Genomic DNA, 23,711 nt, shown 5'->3' on the forward strand with positions numbered 1-23,711 from the left:
GGCCCGGCGGCGAGCGCCGCACTGCGCGGAACGCTCAGCGCTGCGCCGGCCCCGGGCCGTAAGGATTCTGCGTCGGCGGGGCCGGCGGGGGCCCCGCCGGGCCCGGCCATCCGGGCCCCGGCTGCGGTTGTACGGGCGGATACCCCGCCGGACCGTGGGGAACACCGGCGCCGCCGTAAGGAAGCCCGGCACCGGGCGCGGGGCCACTGGCCGCGCGCCGTTCCTGGAGCCCCGCGAGCTGCCGTACGACGAGCAGGCCCAGCACCCCGGCGACGGCAAGCAGCAGCGAGGCGCCGCCCGCGAGCGCGGTGGCCCCCTTCAGCGCGGTGACGTCGTCGCGCCAGTGGGAGCCGTCGTAACGGGGGTTCATGATACGGACGTTCACGAAGGCCGACCTGAAGCCCGCCATCACGTAGAGCACTCCGCTGGCGATCCACAGCGTCCACCAGGCGTTGGCCAGCGCGCGCGGCGGGCCCTTGGGGCCGGGCGGGGTGCTGGCCCGGTAGATGTCGTTGACGATCTGCTTGGGGAACCACAGGTTGACGACGGGGGTGAACCAGGCGCCGGCCGCCCAGCCGGTGCCGAAGCGGTGCGTCCCCGGCGCGAACAGCTCCGCGTTGATCCGGGCGCGCCGCAGCCACACCGCCCACAGCACGGCGGTCGCGATGACGGCGAGGTCCAGCAGCAGCGTCGCCACGCCGGCGAAGGCGTCCGCGCGGTCCGCCTCGCTCGCGATGCTGTCGCTGTCCTCGATGCCGTGGTCGAGGAGTCCTTGCAGGGACGAAAACTGCGCGCAGCGCGCCGCGAACTGCGCGAGCAGCACCGCCGCGCTCACCCCCAGCATCACCATCAGCGCGATCCTCACGCCCCGGCGCAGGTCCACGCCGCCCACGGGCATCCCGGGAGGACCGTAGGGGTAGGGGGCCAACTGCTGTGCGGGCCAGCCGGGTTGGCCGTACGGGCCGGGCTGCGGCGGTGGCACGGCGGCCTGTTGCTGGAAGGCGCCGCAGGCGGCGCAGCGGCCGTCCGGGCCGACGGCGGCAGCGCGGCAGTGACCGCACGGATACATGGTGGACAGACCCCCTGGAGCCTTGCTGTGGCGTCCCAGGACGCTCGGTGCGTGCCGGGACGTGCGCGCCGAGCGGCGCGGGAGCGCAGGTTACGGGCCCGGGCCGGGCCGCGTCCAGAAGCGGGCCCCGCCCCGCGCTCCGGTGCGCGGGGCGGCAGTGTGACGGAATCGGGGGCCCCGGCGCTGTAAGGGGTGCGGGCCCCACAAGGGTGCGCACCGGGCGACGGTCGGGGTCTCTCCTGTGGGGGGTGGCGGCCCCGACCGTCCTCGCCGGGGCCAACTCCCCCCGCACGGCGTGTGGTTGCCGTGCCGGTTATTCGGCAGCCGCTTCCCCGTCCACGTCCTTGACGACGACCGTGAGGTCGTTGGTGACCGTGAAGTACGGGCGCAGCCGCACCCCTTCGCGCACGGCGCCGGGGAAGGTGTCGACGCCCTTGCGGTCGGCGAAGTCCCCGGCGAGCCGGCCGACGCGCACGGGCGCGGCCCCGGCGGCCGGGCGCGCGTAGAGATCCCACAGGTCCTGTTCGTCGCCGATGCGGCGGGCCATCGGCCCGTACGGCAGGGTGCCCGCGCCGTCCTCGACGGCGCAGCGGACGTCGCCCGTCGAGCCGTCGCCGCCGCGCAGCCGCGCGATGAGCTCGGCGCCCTCGCCGAAGGCGAAGCCGTGGGGGGCGAGGGTCACGGTGATGCCGTCCTCGCCGACGCGCACCTCGGTGGCCTCGGCGTGCCGGGGCCGCAGCCAGCTGCGCACGGCCAGGAAGCCGTCGCTCGTCTCGTAGGGCACCCGGGCGGCGATACCGGCGTCGGTGCGGTCGAGGTCCAGGCCGAGGAGGGCCTTCTGCTCGACGAGCGCGGCCGTGAGCCGGCGGCGGGTCTTGTCCTTGGCGCGCTCGGCGTAGGTGTCCCAGCGGCCTTCGGGCATCGTCTGCGAGCGTTCGACGCGGGCGGCGATCCAGCTGCCGGGGGTGCGTGCGGCGGGCAGGGCGACGCGCACGGTCTCCTTGCCCTTGCTGCCGCGGTGGCGCAGCAGCAGGTGGCTGTCGGCCGCGGTGAGCTGTTCGGCGGGCAGCAGCACGGTCAGCGCGCCGTCGGCCTCGACGCGGCAGCGGGCCGTGGGGTGCGCGGTCTCGCCCTGCGGCTGGGGGGCGGTGGCCGGCTGCTTGGCGCGGCCGGCGCCGAACAGGCCGCGCAGCAGGCCGCCCTTGGCCTTCTTCTGCGCGCCGGTGCAGCCGGGCCGCAGTTCCTCGAAGAGCTCCTCGTAGCGCTGGGCGATGCGGGACGGCTCGTAGCGGTGGGCGGTCTCGCGGGCGGCGGTGCCCAGGCGGCGGCGCAGGGCGGCGTCGCCGGTGAGCTTGAGGAGGGCCTCGGCGTAGGCGTCGACGGTGCCGGAGTCGTCGAGGGGGACCAGGAGGCCGTCGGTGCCGTCGGTGAGGATCTCGCGCGGGCCGTAGGGGCAGTCGGTGGCGATCACGGGCAGGCCCGCGTGCATGGCCTCGACGATGGTCATGCCGAAGGACTCGGCGTCGGAGGCGACGGCGGCGACGGCGCCCTTGGACCACTCGGTCTCGATGGGTGAGCGGGCTCCCATGAGGGTGACGCGCTCGTACAGGCCGAGGTCCTCGATCTGCTTGCGCAGTCCCGCCTTGGCGGGGCCGCGCCCGTAGATCCGCAGGTGCCAGTCGGGGCGTTCGGCGGCGACCTTGGCGAAGGCGGCGATCAGGCGGTCGTAGCGCTTGACGGCGACGAGCCGGCCGGCGGAGACGATCACCTTGGAGGTGCCGTCGGAGGGGGCGGCGACGGGGGCGGGGACGGCGTTGGGGACGGAGAGGATGCGGGCGCGGGCGTCCGGCAGGGCCGCGCGGTAGTGGCCGGCGTCGGCCTCGGAGACGGTGGTGAAGGCGTCCAGCGCGGCGATCGCCGGGTCCATGACCTCGTGCAGCTCGGGGACGTGGGCCTCGTGCGTGAGGTGCTCCTGGCCCAGGCGCAGGTAGCGGTCGCTGCCGTACTTGGCGAGGTAGCCGATGAGCTTGGGGCGGGTGGCGATGACGACGTCGGCGTCGGTCGCGGCGAGGTGGGCGGCGACGCGCTCGTCGGTCAGGGCGGTGGCGGCCATGCGGCCGTTGTCGATGCGCTCGTCGCGGAAGACGGCGCTGGGCTTCTGGTTGAGCGGTGAGCCGTACTCGTCTCCGTCGGTGCCCTCGCGCATGTCGACCAGGGGCGTGAGCCGCACCCGGGGGTCGAGGGTCAACTCGGGTTCGTCGACGGGGCGGTTGACGCTGGTGATCCGCACGTCGTGGCGGTCCGCGAGCGCCGCGGCGAGGTTGACGGTGGAGCGGATGGTGCCGCCGATGCCGTACGCGTTGTGGAGCAGGAATTCGATCTTCATCGGGCCCTCGTTCGGATGCGCGGAGATGCGCGAGCGTCCCCAGTGTTGCCTTCTTCCGCGTCTGTACAACGAGGGGGCGGCCCGCTTGGTTCACCACGGGAAGGCTAAGGCACCTCCTCCCGGGGTCCGGAACATCCGGTTCCGCGCCGGGCGGGCTCAGCGGGTGACCGTGCCGTACAGGGCGCGGAAGTCCCGCCAGGGCAGGGCGGGCGGCCGCGGGTCCCACAGGCGCTGCGCGAGGGCGGCGAGCGGCAGCCGGATGCCGGCGGCGACCTGTTCGGGGGTCTGCGCGTCGGGGTGGTCGCACCACACGGCGAAGCGGCCGCCGAGGATCCGGTCCGCGCCGGCCAGGCCCTGGGGTACGGGCGTGGTGCCGCGCAGCACCGCCGGGGACCACTGGCCGTAGACGCGCTCGCCGGTGGGGTAGCGGAAGTTGTTGGGCTCGCCGAGGACGTAATAGAGGTACTCGTCGTTGAGGTTGACCAGGGGGCGGTCCTCGTCGAGGTATTCCTGCGGCGGCCGGGCGCCCAGTTCCCTGCCGGTCCAGTACTCGGCCTCGATGTCCTTGTCGGCGCTGATGACGCCGTCGCGGAAGAAGCCGTCGTTCCACGCCTTGGGGCGTTTGCCGAGGGAGCGCACGGTGGCGGCGCGGTCGTTGAGCCAGCCGGTGGCGAGGTCCTGTACGCGGGCCTTCGGCCCGTACTTCTGGCGGGCGAGGGCGGCCAGGTGCGGGTAGGAGGTCTGGGGGTCCTTGGCTGTGAGGGCGCGGTACTCGTCGGCGCCGAGGTGGAAGTAGGGGCCGGGGAAGAGGGGGGCGTACTCGCGCAGCAGGTCGTCGACGATCTTCGCGGCCTCGGGGTTCGCGATGTCGACGGCGCCGCGGGCGGGGGTGCCGACGGTGTCCTTGAGCTGGAGGCCGGGGTGGGCGCGGATGACGGCGCCGAGGTGGCCGGGCGAGTCGATCTCGGGGACGACCGTGATGTGCAGGGCCTGGGCGAGGGCGACGATACGGCGGACCTCGGCCTTGGTCAGGTGCTGGCGGGAGACGATCTCGGGGTGGCTGCTGCTCTCGATGCGGAAGCCCTGGTCGTCGGAGAAGTGCAGGGCGAGCTGGTTGAGCTTGAGGTCGGCGAGTTCGCGCAGCCGGGCCTCGATCCACTCGGCGGTGAAGTGCTTGCGGGCGATGTCGAGGTTCAGTCCGCGCTGCGGGCGGTCGGGGGCGTCGCGCACGGTGCCCTCGGGCAGTCCGCCGCCGGAGCGTACGGCCTGCAGCAGGGTGCGGGTGCCGTAGAAGACGCCGGCGGCGTCCTGCGAGGTGATGGTGGCCCTGCCGTCGCGGGTGGCGATCTCGTAGGCCTCGGGGCCGCCGTGCTGGCCGGGGCGCAGCGCGAGCTCGATGTCGCCGGGGCGGGCGGGGCCGCCGGCGGAGGGCAGGCGCAGTTCTCCGGCGAGGCGGCGGCCGGTGTCGGCGAGGGGGCCGCCGGGGTCGGCGACGACGCGGGTCCCGGCGGCGGGCCGCCAGCCGGGGCCGGAGGCGGGGGCGGTGCCGCGCAGGGAGGGGACGGTGCGGGGGGTGCCGGCGGGGACGGGCGCGGGCGCGGAGGAGGAGGGGGGCGGGCTGCCGGGCGGGGTGCTGCCGTGCGGGGCGGTGGAGCCGCCGGGGGTGGGGCGGGTGCCGCCGTCCCCGTTGCGGGGGCAGCCCATGAGGCTCGCGAGGGCGGTGAAGGTGGCGGCGGCGACCAGCCACCGGACCGTGGCGGTCCGGGTGGCTCCGACAGACAGCCCCATGACAAACCCTTCGCTATACGGGCAAGCTGGGGCGAACCTAAGGGGCGAGAGCGGTTCCGGTGTCCACCACGCGCCAGAAATAACCCCCGAAGGGGTGAAATTCACGCATCTGTCGCGCGGGACAGAAGGGGAAACAGCGGCACCGCAGGGCAGAACCGGCGGGCACGGAGACCCCCATACCCACACGAACGGGAGTTCAAGTGCCGGTTTGATCACACCTGCGGCCCCCGCGCGGCCGAACCGACAAGGCGTCGCTACGATGGCCAGGGCCGGTGGACCGTACCCGGCCGGGCCCGCTGACAGTGAAGCCGGCTGGCTCCAATCCCCGCCTCCGGAGGGTATTTCCGTGCCGGCTGGAACGCTGTACCGCGGCCGGGAAGGCATGTGGTCCTGGGTGGCTCACCGAGTCACCGGCGTCCTCATTTTCTTCTTCCTGTTCGTCCACGTCCTCGACACCGCTCTCGTCCGTGTCTCCCCTGAGGCCTACGACCAGGTCGTCTCCACCTACAAGACGCCCATCGTCAACCTCATGGAGTACGGCCTCGTCGCCGCCATCCTCTTCCACGCGCTCAACGGCCTCCGCGTCATCGCGGTCGACTTCTGGTCCAAGGGCCCGCGCTACCAGAAGCAGATGCTGTGGAGCGTCGTGGCGATCTGGGTCGTGCTGATGGCAGGCGCTTTCTACCCCGTGCTCCAGCACACGCTGCGCACGCTGTTCGGGAGCTGACGCGAGATGTCCGCTGAAACCACCCCCGCCGTCGAGGACCGCACGTCCCTGTACGACGTGGACCACCCGGCCCCGGTCATCGAGGCGCCGCGCAAGCGCACCAAGAAGACCCCCAGGGCCACACGCACCAACTTCGAGCTGTACGGCTGGCTGTTCATGCGGCTGTCCGGCGTGGTTCTCGTCGTCCTGGTGCTCGGCCACCTGCTGATCCAGCTCGTCCTCGACGGCGGCGTCTCCAAGATCGGCTTCGCCTTCGTGGCCGGCCGCTGGGCCTCGCCGTTCTGGCAGGGCTGGGACCTGCTCATGCTGTGGCTCGCGATGCTGCACGGCGCCAACGGCCTGCGCACCGTCATCAACGACTACGCGGAGCGGCCCAAGACCCGCTTCTGGCTGAAGAACCTGCTGTACGCCGCCACGGTGTTCACCGTCCTGCTGGGCACGCTGGTGATCTTCACCTTCGACCCGAACATCCGCTAGAGCCGGGGCTACCAGACCATGCAGATCCACAAGTACGACACCGTGATCGTGGGCGCCGGCGGGGCCGGTATGCGCGCCGCCATCGAGGCGACGAAGCGCAGCCGCACCGCGGTGCTCACCAAGCTCTACCCCACCCGCTCCCACACCGGCGCCGCCCAGGGCGGTATGGCCGCGGCCCTCGCCAACGTCGAGGAGGACAACTGGGAGTGGCACACCTTCGACACGATCAAGGGCGGTGACTACCTGGTCGACCAGGACGCCGCCGAGATCCTCGCGAAGGAGGCCATCGACGCGGTCCTGGACCTGGAGAAGATGGGCCTGCCGTTCAACCGCACCCCGGACGGCACCATCGACCAGCGCCGCTTCGGCGGCCACTCCCGCAACCACGGCGAGGCCCCGGTCCGCCGTGCCTGCTACGCGGCCGACCGCACCGGCCACATGATCCTCCAGACGCTGTACCAGAACTGCGTCAAGGAGGGCGTGGAGTTCTTCAACGAGTTCTACGTCCTGGACCAGCTGATCACCGAGGTCGACGGCGTCAAGAAGTCGGCCGGTGTGGTCGCCTACGAGCTGGCCACCGGCGAGATCCACGTCTTCCAGGCCAAGTCGGTCATCTACGCCTCCGGCGGCACCGGCAAGTTCTTCAAGGTCACCTCCAACGCGCACACCCTCACCGGTGACGGCCAGGCCGCCTGCTTCCGGCGCGGACTGCCGCTGGAGGACATGGAGTTCTTCCAGTTCCACCCGACGGGCATCTGGCGCATGGGCATCCTGCTCACCGAGGGCGCCCGCGGTGAGGGCGGCATCCTGCGCAACAAGGACGGCGAGCGCTTCATGGAGAAGTACGCGCCCGTCATGAAGGACCTCGCCTCCCGCGACGTGGTCTCGCGCTCGATCTACACCGAGATCCGCGAGGGCCGCGGCTGCGGCCCCGAGGGCGACCACGTCTACCTGGACCTCACCCACCTGCCGCCGGAGCAGCTGGACGCCAAGCTGCCGGACATCACCGAGTTCGCGCGCACCTACCTGGGCATCGAGCCGTACACCGACCCGATCCCGATCCAGCCGACCGCGCACTACGCGATGGGCGGCATCCCGACCAACGTCGCCGGCGAGGTCCTCGCCGACAACGACACGGTCGTGCCGGGCCTGTACGCGGCCGGCGAGGTCGCCTGCGTCTCGGTGCACGGCGCCAACCGTCTGGGCACCAACTCGCTGCTCGACATCAACGTCTTCGGCCGCCGCGCGGGCATCGCCGCCGCCGAGTACGCCGCGAAGGCCGAGCACGTCGAACTGCCCGAGAACCCGGCCGCGTTCGTCGTCGAGCAGGTCGAGCGGCTGCGCGAGTCCACCGGCACCGAGCGGGTCGCCGAGCTCCGCAAGGAGCTGCAGGAGACCATGGACGCCAACGTGATGGTCTTCCGCACCGAGCAGACCATCAAGACGGCCGTCGAGAAGATCGCCGAACTGCGCGAGCGCTACAAGAACGTGGCCGTCCAGGACAAGGGCAAGCGCTTCAACACCGATCTGCTGGAGGCCATCGAGCTGGGCAACCTGCTCGACCTGGCCGAGGTCATGGCGGTCTCCGCGCTGGCGCGCAAGGAGTCCCGCGGCGGTCACTACCGCGAGGACTACCCCAACCGCGACGACGTCAACTTCATGCGGCACACGATGGCGTACCGCGAGGTCGACTCCTCCGGCAAGGACTCCGTCCGCCTCGACTACAAGCCGGTCGTGCAGACCCGCTACCAGCCCATGGAGCGTAAGTACTGATGAGCACCCCCACTCTCGACAAGATCGAGGCCGAGGCTGCTTCTCCGGCGGCTTCGCACTACATCACGGTCACCTTCCGCATCCGCCGGTTCAACCCGGAGCTGTCGGACGAGGCGACCTGGCAGGACTTCCAGGTCCGGATCGATCCCAAGGAGCGCGTCCTCGACGGCCTCCACAAGATCAAGTGGGATCTGGACGGCACGCTGACCTTCCGGCGCTCCTGCGCGCACGGCATCTGCGGCTCGGACGCGATGCGCATCAACGGCAAGAACCGCCTCGCGTGCAAGACGCTGATCAAGGACATCAACCCCAGCAAGCCGATCACGGTCGAGCCCATCAAGGGCCTGACGGTCCTCAAGGACCTCGTGGTCGACATGGAGCCGTTCTTCCAGGCGTACCGCGACGTCATGCCCTTCCTCATCACCAAGGGCAACGAGCCGACGCGTGAGCGGCGGCAGTCCGCCGAGGACCGCGAGCGCTTCGACGACACCACCAAGTGCATCCTGTGCGCGGCGTGCACCTCGTCCTGCCCGGTGTTCTGGAACGACGGGCAGTACTTCGGCCCGGCGGCCATCGTCAACGCCCACCGCTTCATCTTCGACTCGCGCGACGAGGCCGGCGAGCAGCGGCTGGAGATCCTCAACGACAAGGACGGCGTCTGGCGCTGCCGTACGACCTTCAACTGCACGGACGCCTGCCCGCGCGGTATCGAGGTCACCAAGGCGATCCAGGAGGTCAAGCGCGCGCTGATCACGCGGCGCTTCTGACCCCTTGAACCCCTCGCGCGAAGGGCCCCGACTCCTCAAGGAGCCGGGGCCCTTCGCCGTTCTCGCGTCCGGCTTGACTCTGACACCGGTGTCAGGTGAAACGCTCACGGCATGACGAACCAGCCGAACACCACGACGCTTCCGCCCCTGTCCACCGCCGTCCACGGCGCCGGCCCCGCCCTGCTCCTCGCGCACGGCGCCGGCGGCAGCATCGCCGGCAACTACGCGCCGATCCTGCCGGCGCTCGCCGAGGGGCACACCGTCATCGCCCCCGACTACCCCGGCTCCGGCGCCACCCCGCGCGCCGCACTCACCCTCAACGGGCTCGCCGACGCCCTCGTCGCCGCCGCCGACGAGGCGGGCGTCCAGACCTTCACGCTGCTCGGCTACTCGCTGGGCACCCTGGTGTCCGTCCGTACGGCCGCCCGCCACCCGGAGCGGGTACGCGGCCTGGTGCTCACCGCCGGACTGGCCCGGCCCGACAACCGGACGCGGGCGGTGCTCGCCCTGTGGCAGAAGCTGCTCACCGACCGCCCGGACCCGGACGCCTTCGCCGCGCTCACCGCCCTGGTGGGCTTCTCCGACGACTTCTTCAACGCCATGGCCCCCCAGCAGGCCGACACCTTCCTGCGGCTGCTGGCCCATGACATCCCGGCCGGGGCCGCCGAGCAGGCCGCCGTGGTCGCGGCGGGCGACACCACCGGCGACCTCGCCGGCATCACCGTGCCCACCCTCGTCATCGCCCCGACCCGCGACACCCTGGTCACCCCCGGCAACTCCCGGGTCCTGGCGGAGGGCATACCCGGCGCCGAGTACGCGGAGATCGCCACGGGGCACGTGGTGATGGCCGAGCGCCCCGAGGAGTGGCAGAAGCTGATCCTGGACTTCCTGGCCCGGCACGGCCTGTGAGGACCCGCCCCGCTCAGATCCGGCCCAGCCGCCACAGCCGCCAGATGCCCGTGCCGTCCGAGAGGTACTGGGTGCCGGAGATGCCCGGGTCGCCGAGCACATAGTTCTTCTTCTGCCACAGCGGCAGCAGCGGCACGTCCGCGGCGACGGTCTTCTGCAGGGCGCGGAAGTCCCCGGCGGCCCGGCCCCGTTGGGGGCTGCGCTCCGTCGCGCGGATCAGCTCCTCGATGCGGTCGCTGCTGTAACCGGTGTGCAGCGAGGAGTCCTTGCCCACGAGCGGGGCGGCGAAGGTGTCGGGGTCGGGGTAGTCCGCGAGCCAGCCGATGAGGTACGCGTCGTAGGCGCCCGCCGCGTACCCCTGCTGGAACTCCTGCCACTCCACCCTGCGGACCTCGACCTCGAACAGGCCGGAGGATTCCAGCTGTTGCTTGAGCAGCGCCGCCTCCTCCTGGGCGGCGGCGCCGCGGGAGTGGGCGAGCGTGAAGGCGACCGGCGTACGGATCCCGGCCTGCCGCAGCAGGGACCGGGCGCGCTCGGGGTCGGGGCGCGGGCAGTCGTCGTAGAAGGGCGTGGCGTGGCCGGTGAATCCCTGCGGGACGATCGAGTACAGCGGCTCGACCGTGCGCAGGTGCACATCCCGGGCGAGCGCCTCGCGGTCGACGAGGGAGGCGACCGCCCGGCGCACGGCGGCCGGTGCCGCCGGAGCGCCCTCGCGCACGTTGAAGACCATCGAGCGGATCTCGGAGCCGGGGCTGTCGACCATCCGCACGTGCGCGTCCGAGGTCTTCTGCCGGGCGATGTCGGCGGGCCGCAGCTGCCGGGCCGCGACCTCGACCGTGTGCCGCCGCCACGCCTCGCTCAGGCCGCCGGAGTCCGGGAAGTAGCGCACGACCACCTCGCCCCCGCCCTGCTCGACCGCGCCCCGGTAGCGCCCGTTAGGCTCCAACTCGGCGCTGTGGCCGGGGACATAGCGTTTGAGGACGTACGGGCCGGAGCCGTCGGCCGTCTGCCCCGTGCGCAGCCGGTCGGCCGGATAGCGGGCGGAGTCGACGATCGACCCGGCACCGGTGGCGATCTTGAAGGGGAAGGTGGCGTCCGGTGTCCTCAGCCGGAAGGTCACCCGCGCCCCGGAGGCCTCCACGCCGTCGAGGTTGCGCAGCAGCGGCGCGGGCCCCTGCGGGGAGGCGATGCGGCGGACCCGGTCGAAGGAGAACTTCACGTCCCGCGCGGTCAGCCGGTGCCCGTCGGCGAAGGTCAGGCCGTCGCGCAGTTCGCAGCTGTACACGAGCAGTTCATCGCCGTGGAAACCGCAGCGGCGTGCCGCGTCCGGGACGGGCGTCGCGGAGCCGGGGGCGAAGGTCAGCAGCGACTGGTAGAGATTGCTGTACAGGTTCCAGGAGCCGGCGTCGTAGGCGCCCGCCGGGTCGAGCGTGGTGACCGTGTCGGTCGTGCCCACCGTGACCGGCCGGGTCTCGGCGCTGCCCAGTCCCACGGCTCCGCAGCCCGCCGCTCCCCCGGCCAGCAGCAGCGCCCCGGCCGTCGCGCCGGCCCGTGCCCGTACCCCTCGCACCCCGCGCATCCCCGCGACCTCCCCGCACAGTGATGCGCCTCACTCAAACACACAAGCGGGCCCGCGTCCGGGGAACCGGCCAACTGGACACCCGGGTTCCGGGGCGGACCGTGCTTCCGGGCCGCGTTCCGGGACGACTCGTCTTTTTGCAGCGACTCATGCCCGAATTGCTATGAGGTACGCCGCAATGCCCGGACTCCGCGCAACCCCACGACGCCGACAGCCGTCCCCAGAAGAAACGAGGTGATCGCGAGCGCCAGGTGCACCCAGAAGTACGCCGTCGGATCGCCCGCTTCGTCAAAGGCGAGCCCACTGCCGTCCTTCCACAGATTCTTCGCGAAGGTGATCCAGATGACCCAGCTCCACACCCCGAAGGCGAGCAGGAACCAGGACACCGGACGGGAGAGAACCAGGGGCGAGGGCACGGACGGACGAACGGGGACGTCACCGGAAGGACTCGACATGAGCCCCAGTATGCGTTCGGCGGAGCCGACTGGTCCTATCGGGTCCTCGGCGCAGGGCCGACCCGGTGAGGTGCTGTCTGCGCCGCGCGCGCGGCGGGGTACGTTCCTGAGCGTGCCGACGACACCTTCCCTCCCCGCGCGGTACCCCGCGGCCCGCCGCCACCGGGCCGCGCTGCTGGCGTCCGCCTCCCTGCTGGTCCCGCTGATGACCGCGGCCCCCGCCCACGCCACCGGCGCACCGGCGGCCCCCGGCACGACGCCCAGCGGCTCCCCCGGCGCCTCCTCCTCCGCTCCCCCCGCCGACAACAAGCGCCCCGCCAAGCCGCCCAAGCAGCCGCCGGCCCGGATGTCGACGGTCGGCGGGGAACTGCTGGGGCAGCCCGGCGAGCAGGTGCAGCGCGGGCCGGGCGCGCCCGCCCTGCCCTCGGACATCTCCGCCGACTCCTGGATCGTGGCCGACGCCGAGTCCGGCGAGGTCCTGGCCTCGAAGAACGCGCACTGGAGACTGCCGCCCGCCTCCACCCTGAAGATGCTCTTCGCCGACACGGTGCTGCCGAAGTTCCCCCGCACCAAGGAGCACAAGGTCACCTCCGCCGACCTCGCGGGCATGGGCGAGGGCAGCAGCCAGGTCGGCATCAAGGAGGAGTCCACCTACACCGTGCACGACCTGTGGCTGGGCGTCTTCCTGCGCTCCGGCAACGACGCCGTGCACGTGCTGTCCGCGATGAACGGCGGCGTCGAGCAGACCGTCAAGGACATGCAGGCCCACGCCGACGAACTCCAGGCGAACGACACCCACGTGGTCACGCCCGACGGCTACGACGCCGACGGCCAGGTCTCCAGCGCCTACGACCTGACCCTCTTCGCCCGCTCCGGACTGCAGAAGGCCGACTTCCGCGAGTACTGCTCGACGGTCTCCGCGCAGTTCCCCGGCGAGGAGAAGAAGGGCCAGAAGCGGGACACCTTCGGCATCCTCAACACCAACCGGCTGCTGACCGGCCAGGGCCTGCCCGTCTACAAGGGCATCGCCGGCGTGAAGAACGGCTCCACCACCAACGCCGGCAACACCTTCACCGGCGTCGCCCAGCGCGACGGCCGCAAGCTGCTCGTCACCGTCATGAACCCCGAGACCAAGGAGCCCAACGAGGTCTACAAGGAGACCCAGCGGCTCTTCGACTGGGGCTTCGAGGCCTACGGGCACGTCAAGCCGGTCGGCATGCTGGTGCCCCCGCAGGGCGCGGCCGACAAGTCCGGCGGCGGCAAGGCCGGCGGGCGCGGCAGCGGCCAGGCACAGGCCGCGGTCACCAACTCCGGCGAGGGCATGTGGACGGCGGTCGGCGTCACCGGCGGCGTCCTCGCGCTCCTCGCGGCCGCGGGCGTGGTCATCCACCGCCGGCACCCGCTCCCGGAGCGGGTGCGGCGCCGCAAGGACTGACGGCACGGCCTACGGGGCCGGGGCGCCCGCGGGCGTCCCGGCCCCCGGCGTTCCCGGAGCCGGTCCCCGGCCGGCCTCCGCGGTCCACGCCGCGCAGAACAGCGTCAGCCGCGCCGTGAAGTTGATCCACAGCAGCAGGGCGACGGGGGTGCCGAACGCGCCGTACATGCTGCGGGCCGCGACCCCTTGCAGATAGCCGCTCAGCAGCAGCTTGAGGAGCTCGAAGCCGACCGCGCCGAGCAGCGCGGCCACCACCAGGGCGCGGCGCGGCGGGCGCACGCCGGGCAGCCGGGAGAGCACGTACGCCATGAGCAGGAAGTCGGCGAGGACGGCGGCGCAGAACCCGGCCGCGCGCAGCAGCACCCCGGCGCCCGTGCCCAGCCCGGCGGCCTGGACGACGCGGCCCGCCACCGCCGTCGCGAAGCCCGAGCAGGCGACCGAGGCCAGGGCGACCCCGCCCAGGCCCAGCAGCACGGCCGCGTCCTTGAGCTTGAGCAGCACCGGGTTGCCGGGGCTCTCCTCCAGGCCCCACACCGCGCGCAGGCACTCGCGCAGCGAGCCGACCCAGCCCAGGCCCGTGAACAGCAGCAGCGCCCCGGCGACCACCCCGACCGTGCCGGCGTTGTCGACGAGCGCCGAGAAGTCGAGCTGCCCGGAGATCCCGGGGACCTGCTCGGCGAGCCTGCGTTCCAGACTGTGCAGCTGCTGTTTGCTCAGGACGGCCGCGCCGACCGCGGCGGCCACGGTCAGCAGCGGGAACAGCGACAGGAAGCTCGTGAAGGTGATCGCGGCGGCGAGCCGGGACCAGGACACACCGGTCAGCCGCTCGTAGCAGCGCCAGACGTGGGTGCGCATCAGCCGGGCGGCCACGGGCCCGATCACCGGCAGGCGGGTCAGCCAGTCCATGATCTTGGTGTACCACCGCGGCGGCCCCGCGATGCGCGCAAGGCGGCCGCGGGCCGCGTCAGCGGGAGGCCGCCGGGGGCCGGGAGACCCCCGGCTGGCGCGGGACGGCCGGGGCGGCCGGGGGCGCTTCCCCCCGGCCGTCCCCGAAGGGGTACTCGCGCTCCAGCTGCCACACCCCGTCCGCGCCCTGCTCGTAGAGCGCGAAGCCGCACGTGGTCCAGGCGGCCTCGTACTCCGCGAGCTCGGCGAAGGCCCGGTCCATGGCCTCCTCGTCGATGCCGTGCGCGACGGTCACGTGCGGGTGGTAGGGGAACTGCAGCTCGCGGGCGAGCGGCCCGGAGCCGTCCCGGACCCGCTTCTGCAGCCAGGAGCAGGCCGCCGAGCCCTCCACGACATTGACGAAGACGACGGGCGAGAGCGGCCGGAAGGTGCCCGTCCCGGACAGCCGCATGGTGAAGCACCGCCCGGCGGCGGCGACCTCCGCGAGATGGCCGCGCACGGCGGGCAGGACGGCGGCGTCGACCTCGGTGGGCGGCAGCAGGGTGACGTGCGTGGGGATGCCGTGGGCCTGCTGGTCACCGAAGCCCACACGGCACTTCTGCAGGAAGCTGCCGTACGGCTCCGGGACCGCGATCGAAACGCCGAGCGTTACGGTCCCCACTGCGTTCTCCCTCCTGTGCGCCTGTACGTCCCCGTGGCCAGTGTGACGGCAGGGCCGTACCGGCCGCCAGATTCGCTGGTCCCGCGCGCACGGGACCACGGTCCGTGACCGTGGCCCGCGCTGTCGCGGTACTGCCACCGCCGCCGGTCCGCCCGGCGGGGTGTTCCCGCTGCCGTGCCTCGTCAGTGCTTGGCGGGCAGGAAGCCCACCCTCTCGTACGCCTGCGCCAGGGTCTCGCCCGCGACGGCACGGGCCTTCTCGGCGCCCTTCGCCAGGATCGCGTCCAGGGTCTCCGGGTCGTCCAGGTACTCCCGGGTGCGGGCACGGAAGGGGGTCACCCACTCCACCAGGACCTCGGCGAGGTCCGTCTTGAGCGCACCGTAGCCCTTGCCCTCGTACTTCTGCTCAAGTTCGGCGATCCGCGTCCCCGTGAGCGTGGCGTAAATCGTCAGCAGGTTGCTGACGCCCGGCTTGTTCTCCGGGTCGAAGCGGATCACCGTGTCGGTGTCGGTGACCGCGCTCTTGATCTTCTTCGCCGAGACCTTCGGCTCGTCGAGCAGGTTGATCAGACCCTTCGGCGTCGCCGCCGACTTGCTCATCTTGGCCGTCGGGTCCTGGAGGTCGTAGATCTTCGCGGTCTCGCGCACGATGTACGGCGAGGGCATCGTGAAGGTCTGCCCGTAGCGGGTGTTGAAGCGCTCGGCGAGGTCGCGGGTCAGCTCGATGTGCTGGCGCTGGTCCTCGCCCACCGGGACCGCGTCGGCCTGGTACAGCAGGATGTCGGCGACCTGGAGCACCGGGTAGGTGAACAGGCCCACGCTGGCCCGATCCGCGCCCTGCTTGGCCGCCTTGTCCTTGAACTGCGTCATCCGGGACGCCTCACCGAAGCCGGTCAGACAGTTCATGACCCAGCCGAGCTGCGCGTGCTCGGGCACATGGCTCTGCACGAACAGGGTGCACCGCTCCGGGTCGAGCCCGGCGGCCAGCAGCTGGGCGGCGGCGATGCGGGTGTTGGCGCGCAGCCGCTCCGGGTCCTGCGGGACGGTGATCGCGTGCAGGTCGACGACCATGTAGAAGGCGTCGTGGGTCTCTTGCAGCGCCACGTACTGCCGGACCGCACCGAGGTAGTTCCCCAGGTGGAACGACTCGGCGGTGGGCTGGATACCGGACAGTGCGCGCGGACGATCGTGGGCCATGGGCACATTCTCTCAGGTGCGGGGGCCGACTCCGTCCGACGGAGCCCGTGGAGGTAGTAGAAAGTAGGAACAGCCTGCCCCGCACAGCGAACGGAGCACACGGTGACTTCTTCCACGGAACGCAGCATCGCAGCCGCCGAGGCCCACAGCGCGCACAACTACCATCCGTTGCCGGTCGTCGTCGCGTATGCGGAGGGCGCGTGGATGACGGACGTGGAAGGGCGCCGCTATCTCGACATGCTCGCCGGGTACTCGGCCCTGAACTTCGGGCACGGCAACCGCCGTCTGATCAACGCGGCGAAGGCGCAGCTCGACCGGGTCACGCTCACCTCGCGCGCCTTCCACCACGACCGTTTCGCCGATTTCTGCGCCGAGTTGGCGGCGCTGTGCGGCAAGGACATGGTGCTGCCCATGAACACGGGCGCGGAGGCGGTCGAGACGGCCGTGAAGACCGCCCGCAAGTGGGGCTACCGCGTCAAGGGCGTGCCCGACGGCCGGGCGAGGATCGTGGTCGCGGAGGGCAACTTCCACGGCCGCACCACGACCGTCATCAGCTTCTCCACGGACGAGGAGGCCCGGCGCGACTACGGCCCCTACACCCCCGGCTTCGAGATCGTCCCCTACGGGGACCTGGCCGCGCTCGAAGCCGCAATCGACGAGCACACGGTCGGTGTCCTGCTGGAGCCCATCCAGGGCGAGGCGGGCGTGCTCGTGCCGCCGCCCGGCTATCTGCGGGGCGTGCGGGAGCTGACCGCCGCGCGCGGGGTGCTGTTCATGGCCGACGAGATCCAGTCCGGGCTCGGCCGGACGGGCCGTACGTTCGCCTGCGACCACGAAGGCGTAGTACCGGACATGTACATCCTGGGCAAGGCGCTGGGCGGCGGCGTGGTGCCGGTCTCGGCGGTCGTCGCCTCCCGGGAGGTGCTGGGCGTCTACCACCCCGGCGAGCACGGTTCGACCTTCGGCGGGAACCCGCTGGCGTGCGCGGTGGCCCTGGAGGTCATCGCGATGCTCAGGTCCGGCGAGTTCCAGCAGCGGGCCACCGAGCTCGGCGAGCATCTGCACCAGGAACTGGGGCTGTTGGTGGGCGGCGGCGCCGTCGACGCGGTGCGCGGCAGAGGGCTGTGGGCGGGCGTCGACATCAACCCGGCCAAGGGCACGGGCCGGCAGGTCTCCGAAGCCCTGATGGAGCGCGGCGTACTGGTCAAGGACACCCACGGCTCGACGATCCGCATCGCCCCGCCACTGGTGATCAGCAAGGAGGACCTGGACTGGGGGCTCGCCCAACTCCGGTCGGTGCTGGGGGCGTAGAGCGGCCCCGGGTCCGTCCGCCGCCCGGCCTGCTGCGCGCCGCGCCCGGGCTCTAGAGTCGTGCCGTGGTCCTCGGCATGCTCTGCGCGCTCGGTTCGGCGGTCTGCTTCGGCACCGCGTCGGTTCTCCAGGCCGTCGCGGCGCGCGCGTCCGCGCCCGGCTCCGGGTCGGGCGTGGACCCCGTCCTGCTGCTGCGGGTGCTGCGGCAGTGGCGCTACGTGGCGGGGCTCGCGCTCGACGGGCTGGGGTTCCTGCTGGAGCTCGTGGCGCTGCGGACACTGCCGATCTACGCGGTGGGCGCCGCGCTGGCCGCGAGCCTGGCGGTGACGGCGGTCGTCGCCTCGTGGGTGCTGCGGGTGCGGCTGAGCGGCGTGGAGTGGGCGGCGGTCGCCGTGGTGTGCGGGGGGCTGGCGATGCTCGGGCTGGCCTCCGGGCACGAGGGCTCGGAGGGCGACCGTACGGGCCTCGCCGCGCTGCGGATCGGGGCGCTGGCCGTCGCGGCCGGGGTACTGGGGCTGGGCGCGGCAGCGGGCCGACTGCGGGGCCGGGCCCGGGCGGCCTCGCTCGGACTGGGCGCGGGACTCGGCTTCGGGGTCGTGGAGGTCGCGGTACGCCTGATCGACACGTTCTCCCCCGGCGCGCTCGCCGCCAACCCGGCCGTGTACGCACTGCTGTTGGGCGGCGGCGCGGCCTTCCTGCTGCTCACCTCGGCACTGCAGCGCGGCTCGGTGACGGCGGCCACGGCCGGCATGGTCATCGGCGAGACACTGGGCCCGGCCCTGGTGGGCGTGGCCTGGCTCGGCGACCGCACCCGGGAGGGCCTGGTCCCGCTGGCCGTCACGGGCTTCACGCTCGCGGTACTGGGCGCGCTCGCCCTGGCCCGCTTCGGGGAGGCCCCGGCGGAGCCGTAGCAGTGACCCGCGGCTCCGGCACGCGATTGCCCCACGTCGTTGTCGTACCTCCCTCCTAGGGTCGACCGCATGACGACCGAGCGCCTGGGAGGAGGCGCCGCACCACTTCACGGACAAGGAGCGCGCCGCCCTCGCCCTGACCGAGGCGGTCACGGTCCTGACCGACGGCTTCGTCCCCGACGAGGTCTACGGGCGTGCCGCGCGGCACTTCGGCGAGCGCGAGCTGTCCCAGCTGATCGGCCTGATCATCACGATCAACGCGTTGAACCGGATCGGTGTGACGACCCGGATGACGCCCAGTCCGTGACGGACGCGCCGGCCCGCCTTCCGGCCGCACCGGGTACGGGGGTTCCGGTGCGGCCCGGAGGCGGGCCGTGGAGGCGGGGGCGGCGCTCACCCCTGTCCGCCCCGCCGGGCCGGGAAGCCGTGCCGGCGCCCGGGGCGGCCTGACACCCGGCTGCGGCTAGGCGGGCAGCCACGCCTTCCACACGTCAGGGTGCGCCTGCACCCACCGCTTCGCCGCCTCGTCCGCCGGGAGTTTCTGCTCGGCGATCATCTGGGCGACCTCGTTCTGGTCCTGCTTCGACCAGTGGAAGTTCTTCAGGAACTGTGCGGCCTTGCCGCCCTTGTCCGCGAAGCGGGCGTTGAGGTACTTCTTCAACTGCGAGGTGGGGTAGGCGCAGTCGACGGTGGAGGGGTCGGCGGTGCCCTTGTCGGCGCATTCCTGGGTGTGTTCGGGGAGTTTCACCTCCACCATGGGCACTTCGTTGAACAGCCACTGCGGCTCGTACCAGTACGTCAGGAACGGCTTCTTCTCCTTGGCGAAGCGCTGGATCTGGGTGATCTGCGCGGCCTCGGAGCCGGCGAAGACGACCTGGTAGTCGAGCTTCAGATTGCTGACCAGGGCCCGGTCGTTGGTGACGTAGGAGGGGGAGCCGTCCAGCAGCTGGCCCTTGCCGCCGCTCTCGGGGGTGCGCAGCTGGTCGGCGTACTTGTTGAGGTTCTTCCAGTCGAGGACGTCGGGGTGGGCGTCGGCGAAGTACTTGGGCACCCACCAGCCGATGTGACCGGTGACGCCGAGGTCGCCGCCGTCGGCGATGGTCTTCTTGTTCTCGACGTAGCGCTTGACCTGCTCGGGGTGGCCCCAGTCCTCCAGGATCGCGTCGACGCGGCCCTGGCTGAGGGCGTCCCAGGCGGGGACCTCGTCGACCTGGACGGTGTCGACGCGGTAGCCCAGTTCGTGCTCCAACAGGTACTGCGCCACGGCCGCGTTGGCGCGGGCGCCCACCCACGACTGCACGGACAGGGTGACGGTGTTGGTGCCCTGCGCGTCCGCGTACGGGGAGGTCTGCGCGGTCATATCGGCGGCACCGCAGCCGGCGACGGCGAGCAGGCCGAGGGCCGCCGTGGTGGCGGCCGCGATCCGTCCGAGTGGGCTCGGCGAAGTCCCATGCGATCCGGGCAGCGCCCCGAAGGGGCGCGGGGGCTGTTCCGATGTGCGGCTCCGCCGCGTGGGCGCGATCAGCCACGACGCCACCCGCAGACGACGCGCCGGACTCCCAGCGGAGCGCTCACGCACGGCCTTCTCCCTTCTTCACCGGCTGGGTGACCCGGTCCAGGACCAGCCCCATGCAGACGATCGCGGTGCCCGCGAGGAGCCCGGCGGCCAGGTCGCCCTGGGCGAGCCCGTAGACGACCTCGTAGCCGAGGGCGCCGCCGCCGACGAGACCGCCGATGATGACGACCGACAGCACGAGCACGACCGCCTGGTTGACCGCGAGCAGCAACTGCGGCCGGGCGAGCGGGAACTGCACCTGGCGCAGCTGCTGTCCGCCGGTCGCGCCCAGCGAGCGCGCGGACTCCATGGCGCCGGGGTTGACCTGCCGCAGGCCCTCGCTCGCGATGCGCACGACGGCGGGCAGCGCGTAGACCACGGCGGCCGCGGCGGCCGGGGCGCGGCCGATGCCGAACAGGGCGACGACCGGGATGAGGTAGACGAACTGCGGCAGCGTCTGGAAGACGTCGAGGACGGGCCGCAGCAGCCGCTCGACGCGCGCGCTGCGCGCGACGGGCACGGCCAGCGCGAAGCCGAGCACGAGGGTGACGGCGACGGCGGCGAGCACCTGCGAGAGGGTGTCCATCGAGGTGTCCCAGCGGCCGGTGACCCCGATCGCGGCGAGCGCGAGCGCGGCGGTGGCCGCGGTGCGCCAGTTGCCGATGGCCCGCGCGAGGGCGGCGACGAGCAGTACGGCGCCCCACCAGGGCAGCGCCTGCAGGCCGGAACGCAGCGGGTCGAGGACCCAGCCGGTGTAGTGCGCGGCCCAGTCGGCGGTGCCGCCGATGCCGGGCAGTCCGGTGGAGAGCCGGTCGACGATCCAGTCCTTGGCGTCGTTGACGGGTCCGGCGATGGAGACGGTCCAGCCGTCGGGCCAGTTCAGGGCGCCGGCCAGGCGCGCGACGACGGCAGCGGCGGCGGTGGCAGCGGCAACCAGCCCCCAGGCGGCCCACGCCCGTCCGCGGCTCGCGCCGCCGCCGGCACCGGAGCGCTCCCCGGCCGCCGCGGTCGTCCGGTCCAGGACGACCGCCAGCAGCACGATCGGGATGCCCGCGGCCAGCGCGCTGCCGACGTCCACGGTGGACAGCGCCTGGTAGACGCGGTCACCGAGACCGTCCGCGCCGATCACGGACGCGATGACGGCCATCGACAGCGCCATCATGATCGTCTGGTTGACACCGAGGAGCAGTTCGCGGCGGGCCATGGGCAGCCGCGCGGACAGCAGCCGCTGCCTGCCGGTCGCGCCGAGGGACTCCACGGCCTCCAGCACACCCTTGTCGGTCGAACGCAGGCCCAGCGCGGTGAGCCGGGCCATGGGCGGCGCCGCGTAGATCACCGTGGCGAGCACGGCCGGGGCGACGCCGATACCGAAGACGAGGACGACGGGCAGCAGATAGGCGAAGGCCGGCATGGCCTGCATGGTGTCCAGGACGGGCCGCAGCGCGCGGTGCGTACGCTCCGACAGCCCGGCCGCGAGCCCCAGCAGCGCGCCCACGGCGACGGACGCGGTGACCGCGACGACCATCAGCGCGAGGGTACGCATCGTGGGCACCCACATGCCGAGCAGCCCGCACACCGCGAACGACACGAGCGCGGTCACCGCGGCCCGTACGCCCGCGACCCGCCACGCCAGCAGCGCGGCACCGGCGGTGACCCCGGCCCAGCCGAGGGCGAGCAGCACGGTGTACACGGCGCGCACGGCGGCGATGACGGCGTTGCTGATGTGCCCGAAGAAGTACAGGAACAGCCAGTGGCTGTCGCGGTTGTCGACGATCCAGTCGTTGACGCGCGTCAGGGGGGCGGCGAGGTCGACGGTCAGCGCGTGCGGCCAACCGCCGCTGCCGAAGGCCGCGTTCGCGGCCAGGGCGAGGACCACGGCGACGCCCGCGAACAGCGCGATCCCGCGCACGCGCGGCCGGCGCAGCAGCTGAGTGAAGGGGGTCGCGCGCCGCTGCGGCGCGGCGGCCTGCGCGCGCGCCGGCTCGGGGCCGCGCGCGCGGGGTGTGGCCTCCGGCGGGGAGGTGGTGAGAGTCATGCGGGGCCTCCGGCGGGGTGGGGGGACGGCCGGGGGTCGTCGGCCGGGACCGCCCCGGCCCGGCGGACCGGCACCCGGCCGGACGCGGCCGGGGGGCCGCTGCGCGGGGCGGTACGGCCGTACGGCCGGGCGGTGCCGGCGGCGCGGCCGGGCACGGCCGAGGTGGCGCTGCGCGGGGCGGGGGACGGGACCGCCGTACGAGCGTGGGCGTTCGCGGTACGCGCCGACGGGCCCGCGGTGCGCTCGCCGTCCGGGACCGGCACCCGGGCCGGGGCGGCCGACGGGTGCGCGGCGGTACGGCCGTACCGCCGGGCGGCGCCGGCGGCGCGGCCGGGCACGGCGGATGCCTCGGCCGCCGCGTCGGCGTGGACGCCGAAGGCGAACGCGGACAGGCCCGCCGGGCGAGCCGCGCCCCCGTACAGGACCGGCGTCCAGGCCGCGGCAGTCGTCATTCCCTTCACGCCGCCGCCCTCCTCTCGCCGTCCAGGCCCGCCACGACACCGAGCAGCCCCCGGTGGTCCACGACGCCCAGGCAGCGGCCGTCCTCCATGACGCGGGCGGAGGTGCCCGCGCGGGCCACGGCCCCGATCGCGTCGGCGACCGTGGTGGCCGGGGTCAGCACCGGCCCTTCGCAGGCCTCGTCGGCCGTCGCGGGACGCATGGCCCGGCGCACGGTGAGGACCTGTTCGCGCGGCACGTCGCGGACGAAGTCGCGCACGTAGTCGTCGGCCGGGGAGCCCACGATCTCCTCCGGGGTGCCGCACTGCACGACGCGCCCGCCGCGCATCAGCGCGATGCGGTCGCCGATGCGCAGGGCCTCGGCGAGGTCGTGGGTGATGAAGACCATGGTGCGGCCCTCGTCGCGGTGCAGGCGGATGACCTCCTCCTGCATCTCACGGCGGATCAGCGGGTCCAGGGCGCTGAACGGCTCGTCGAACAGCAGCACTTCGGGGTCGGCGGCGAGCGCGCGGGCGAGCCCGACGCGCTGCTGCTGGCCGCCGGAGAGCTGGCCGGGGCGGCGGCCCTCCAGGCCGGCGAGGCCGACCTTGTCGACCATCTCGGCGGCCTTGGCGCGGCGTTCGGCCTTGCCGACGCCCTGGATCTCCAGTCCGTAGGCGACGTTGTCGAGGACGGTGCGGTGCGGGAGCAGCCCGAAGTGCTGGAAGACCATGGCGGCACGGTGCCGGCGCAGTTCGCGCAGCCGGTCGCGGTCCATGCCGACGACGTCCTCGCCGTCGATGGCGATGGAGCCGGAGGTCGGCTCGATGAGCCGGGTCAGGCAGCGTACGAGCGTGGACTTGCCGGACCCGGACAGGCCCATGACGACGAACACCTCGCCGGGCCGCACGTCGAAGGACACGTCCCGGACGGCGGCGGTGCACCCGTGCCGCTCGCGCAGCTCCTCGGCGGACAGCTCGGCCAGGGGACTTCCCGGCACCTTGTCGGCCTTCGGCCCGAAGACCTTCCACAGATTGCGCACGGAGAAGACGGGCGGCAGCCCGTCGGCCCGGGCCGCAGGGCCATGACCGCTTTCGCCGGGGGCGCCGGGGGCGGCAGCGGAGCCCGGCTGCGGCGCCGCGCCGTCGGCGGCACGGGAGCCGGCAGCCGGGCCGGATGCCGCGACGGCGGGGGCCCCGGGGCCGGCCACCGGCTCGGGGCCATCCCCGGCAGGCGCTCCGGCCGCAGAGCAGGATGCCGCGACTGCGGGAGCGCCCGGGCCGGCCGCCGCATCGGCGGCGGTGCCAGGACCGGCCGCGGAGCCCGGCTGCGG

20 protein-coding genes and 1 pseudogene are annotated in these 23,711 nt (G+C 73.1%); 9 read left to right on the forward strand and 12 right to left on the reverse strand.

Features of this window, described 5'->3' with window-relative positions; all coding sequences use genetic code 11:
* Positions 1-34 precede the first annotated feature (34 nt).
* From ACFP1Z_RS02645 to ACFP1Z_RS02655, 3 genes are all read right to left on the reverse strand, one after another.
* A complete protein-coding gene (locus ACFP1Z_RS02645; protein WP_390314062.1) occupies positions 35-1,069 on the reverse strand; it encodes a DUF4328 domain-containing protein in 1,035 nt (344 codons plus the stop codon).
* Positions 1,070-1,382: 313 nt separating this feature from the next.
* On the reverse strand, positions 1,383-3,455 hold the full coding sequence (locus ACFP1Z_RS02650) for a glycosyltransferase (protein WP_390314063.1): 2,073 nt from the start codon (positions 3,453-3,455) through the stop codon (positions 1,383-1,385).
* 156 nt (positions 3,456-3,611) lie between these two features.
* Positions 3,612-5,243: a beta-N-acetylhexosaminidase gene (locus tag ACFP1Z_RS02655; protein WP_390314064.1), complete on the reverse strand. Its 1,632-nt coding sequence runs from the start codon at positions 5,241-5,243 to the stop codon at positions 3,612-3,614.
* A 346-nt stretch (positions 5,244-5,589) separates the two neighbouring features.
* Here ACFP1Z_RS02655 and sdhC point away from each other — a divergent pair, with 346 nt between their 5' ends.
* The 5 genes from sdhC to ACFP1Z_RS02680 all read left to right on the forward strand — a co-directional run bounded on the left by sdhC (position 5,590) and on the right by ACFP1Z_RS02680 (position 9,896).
* The gene (gene sdhC / locus ACFP1Z_RS02660) at positions 5,590-5,970 is read left to right on the forward strand and encodes a succinate dehydrogenase, cytochrome b556 subunit (protein WP_390314065.1); all 381 of its coding nucleotides are present in this window, start codon (positions 5,590-5,592) and stop codon (positions 5,968-5,970) included.
* 6 nt (positions 5,971-5,976) lie between these two features.
* Positions 5,977-6,447 (forward strand): succinate dehydrogenase hydrophobic membrane anchor subunit, encoded by a 471-nt coding sequence (locus ACFP1Z_RS02665; RefSeq protein WP_390314066.1) that lies wholly within the window; start codon positions 5,977-5,979, stop codon positions 6,445-6,447.
* Positions 6,448-6,465: 18 nt separating this feature from the next.
* Positions 6,466-8,220 carry a succinate dehydrogenase flavoprotein subunit gene (sdhA, locus tag ACFP1Z_RS02670; protein WP_390314067.1) on the forward strand — a complete coding sequence of 585 codons (1,755 nt, stop codon included), beginning with the start codon at positions 6,466-6,468 and terminating at the stop codon, positions 8,218-8,220.
* The gene (locus tag ACFP1Z_RS02675) at positions 8,220-8,987 is read left to right on the forward strand and encodes a succinate dehydrogenase iron-sulfur subunit (protein WP_390314068.1); all 768 of its coding nucleotides are present in this window, start codon (positions 8,220-8,222) and stop codon (positions 8,985-8,987) included. Before sdhA ends, ACFP1Z_RS02675 begins: the two co-directional genes overlap by 1 nt.
* Positions 8,988-9,098: 111 nt before the next feature.
* Entirely contained in the window at positions 9,099-9,896 is a 798-nt protein-coding gene (locus tag ACFP1Z_RS02680) for an alpha/beta fold hydrolase (protein ID WP_390314069.1), read from the forward strand.
* 13 nt (positions 9,897-9,909) lie between these two features.
* Here ACFP1Z_RS02680 and ACFP1Z_RS02685 read toward each other — a convergent pair whose 3' ends face one another.
* Entirely contained in the window at positions 9,910-11,466 is a 1,557-nt protein-coding gene (locus ACFP1Z_RS02685; protein ID WP_390314104.1) for an ABC transporter substrate-binding protein, read from the reverse strand.
* 170 nt (positions 11,467-11,636) lie between these two features.
* On the reverse strand, positions 11,637-11,879 hold the full coding sequence (locus ACFP1Z_RS02690) for an SCO4848 family membrane protein (RefSeq protein ID WP_390314105.1): 243 nt from the start codon (positions 11,877-11,879) through the stop codon (positions 11,637-11,639).
* A gap of 61 nt (positions 11,880-11,940) precedes the next feature.
* On the opposite strand from ACFP1Z_RS02690, the gene ACFP1Z_RS02695 reads away from it, so the two are divergent.
* Positions 11,941-13,365 carry a D-alanyl-D-alanine carboxypeptidase family protein gene (locus ACFP1Z_RS02695; protein WP_390314107.1) on the forward strand — a complete coding sequence of 475 codons (1,425 nt, stop codon included), beginning with the start codon at positions 11,941-11,943 and terminating at the stop codon, positions 13,363-13,365.
* Between the two features lie 9 nt (positions 13,366-13,374).
* On the opposite strand, the gene ACFP1Z_RS02700 is transcribed toward ACFP1Z_RS02695, so the two are convergent.
* The 3 genes from ACFP1Z_RS02700 to trpS form a co-directional block, all read right to left on the reverse strand.
* Positions 13,375-14,271 (reverse strand): YihY/virulence factor BrkB family protein, encoded by an 897-nt coding sequence (locus ACFP1Z_RS02700; protein ID WP_390314070.1) that lies wholly within the window; start codon positions 14,269-14,271, stop codon positions 13,375-13,377.
* Between the two features lie 58 nt (positions 14,272-14,329).
* The gene (locus tag ACFP1Z_RS02705) at positions 14,330-14,932 is read right to left on the reverse strand and encodes a 2'-5' RNA ligase family protein (RefSeq protein ID WP_390314071.1); all 603 of its coding nucleotides are present in this window, start codon (positions 14,930-14,932) and stop codon (positions 14,330-14,332) included.
* Positions 14,933-15,114: 182 nt separating this feature from the next.
* Positions 15,115-16,128, reverse strand: coding sequence for a tryptophan--tRNA ligase (trpS, locus tag ACFP1Z_RS02710; protein ID WP_390314072.1), 1,014 nt, complete (start codon positions 16,126-16,128; stop codon positions 15,115-15,117).
* A gap of 102 nt (positions 16,129-16,230) precedes the next feature.
* On the opposite strand from trpS, the gene rocD reads away from it, so the two are divergent.
* From rocD to ACFP1Z_RS02725, 3 genes and pseudogenes are all read left to right on the forward strand, one after another.
* Positions 16,231-17,439 (forward strand): ornithine--oxo-acid transaminase, encoded by a 1,209-nt coding sequence (gene rocD / locus ACFP1Z_RS02715; protein WP_390314073.1) that lies wholly within the window; start codon positions 16,231-16,233, stop codon positions 17,437-17,439.
* A 77-nt stretch (positions 17,440-17,516) separates the two neighbouring features.
* Positions 17,517-18,350 carry a hypothetical protein gene (locus tag ACFP1Z_RS02720; RefSeq protein ID WP_390314108.1) on the forward strand — a complete coding sequence of 278 codons (834 nt, stop codon included), beginning with the start codon at positions 17,517-17,519 and terminating at the stop codon, positions 18,348-18,350.
* Positions 18,351-18,429: 79 nt separating this feature from the next.
* Positions 18,430-18,657, forward strand: a pseudogene (locus tag ACFP1Z_RS02725) (carboxymuconolactone decarboxylase family protein); the annotation flags it as partial.
* 156 nt (positions 18,658-18,813) lie between these two features.
* Here the strand turns inward: ACFP1Z_RS02725 and ACFP1Z_RS02730 are convergent.
* The 4 genes from ACFP1Z_RS02730 to ACFP1Z_RS02745 all read right to left on the reverse strand — a co-directional run bounded on the left by ACFP1Z_RS02730 (position 18,814) and on the right by ACFP1Z_RS02745 (position 23,438).
* Positions 18,814-19,773, reverse strand: a complete 960-nt coding sequence (locus ACFP1Z_RS02730; RefSeq protein WP_390314109.1) for an ABC transporter substrate-binding protein — start codon at positions 19,771-19,773, stop codon at positions 18,814-18,816.
* A gap of 148 nt (positions 19,774-19,921) precedes the next feature.
* Positions 19,922-21,940: an ABC transporter permease gene (locus tag ACFP1Z_RS02735; RefSeq protein ID WP_390314074.1), complete on the reverse strand. Its 2,019-nt coding sequence runs from the start codon at positions 21,938-21,940 to the stop codon at positions 19,922-19,924.
* Positions 21,937-22,401, reverse strand: a complete 465-nt coding sequence (locus tag ACFP1Z_RS02740; protein ID WP_390314075.1) for a hypothetical protein — start codon at positions 22,399-22,401, stop codon at positions 21,937-21,939. Before ACFP1Z_RS02740 ends, ACFP1Z_RS02735 begins: the two co-directional genes overlap by 4 nt.
* A complete protein-coding gene (locus ACFP1Z_RS02745) occupies positions 22,398-23,438 on the reverse strand; it encodes a quaternary amine ABC transporter ATP-binding protein (protein WP_390314110.1) in 1,041 nt (346 codons plus the stop codon). The genes ACFP1Z_RS02740 and ACFP1Z_RS02745 overlap by 4 nt, the downstream gene beginning before the upstream one ends.
* Between the last annotated feature and the right edge of the window lie 273 nt (positions 23,439-23,711).

Source organism: Streptomyces gamaensis, from assembly GCF_042656465.1.
Classification (GTDB): Bacteria; Actinomycetota; Actinomycetes; order Streptomycetales; family Streptomycetaceae; genus Streptomyces; species Streptomyces gamaensis.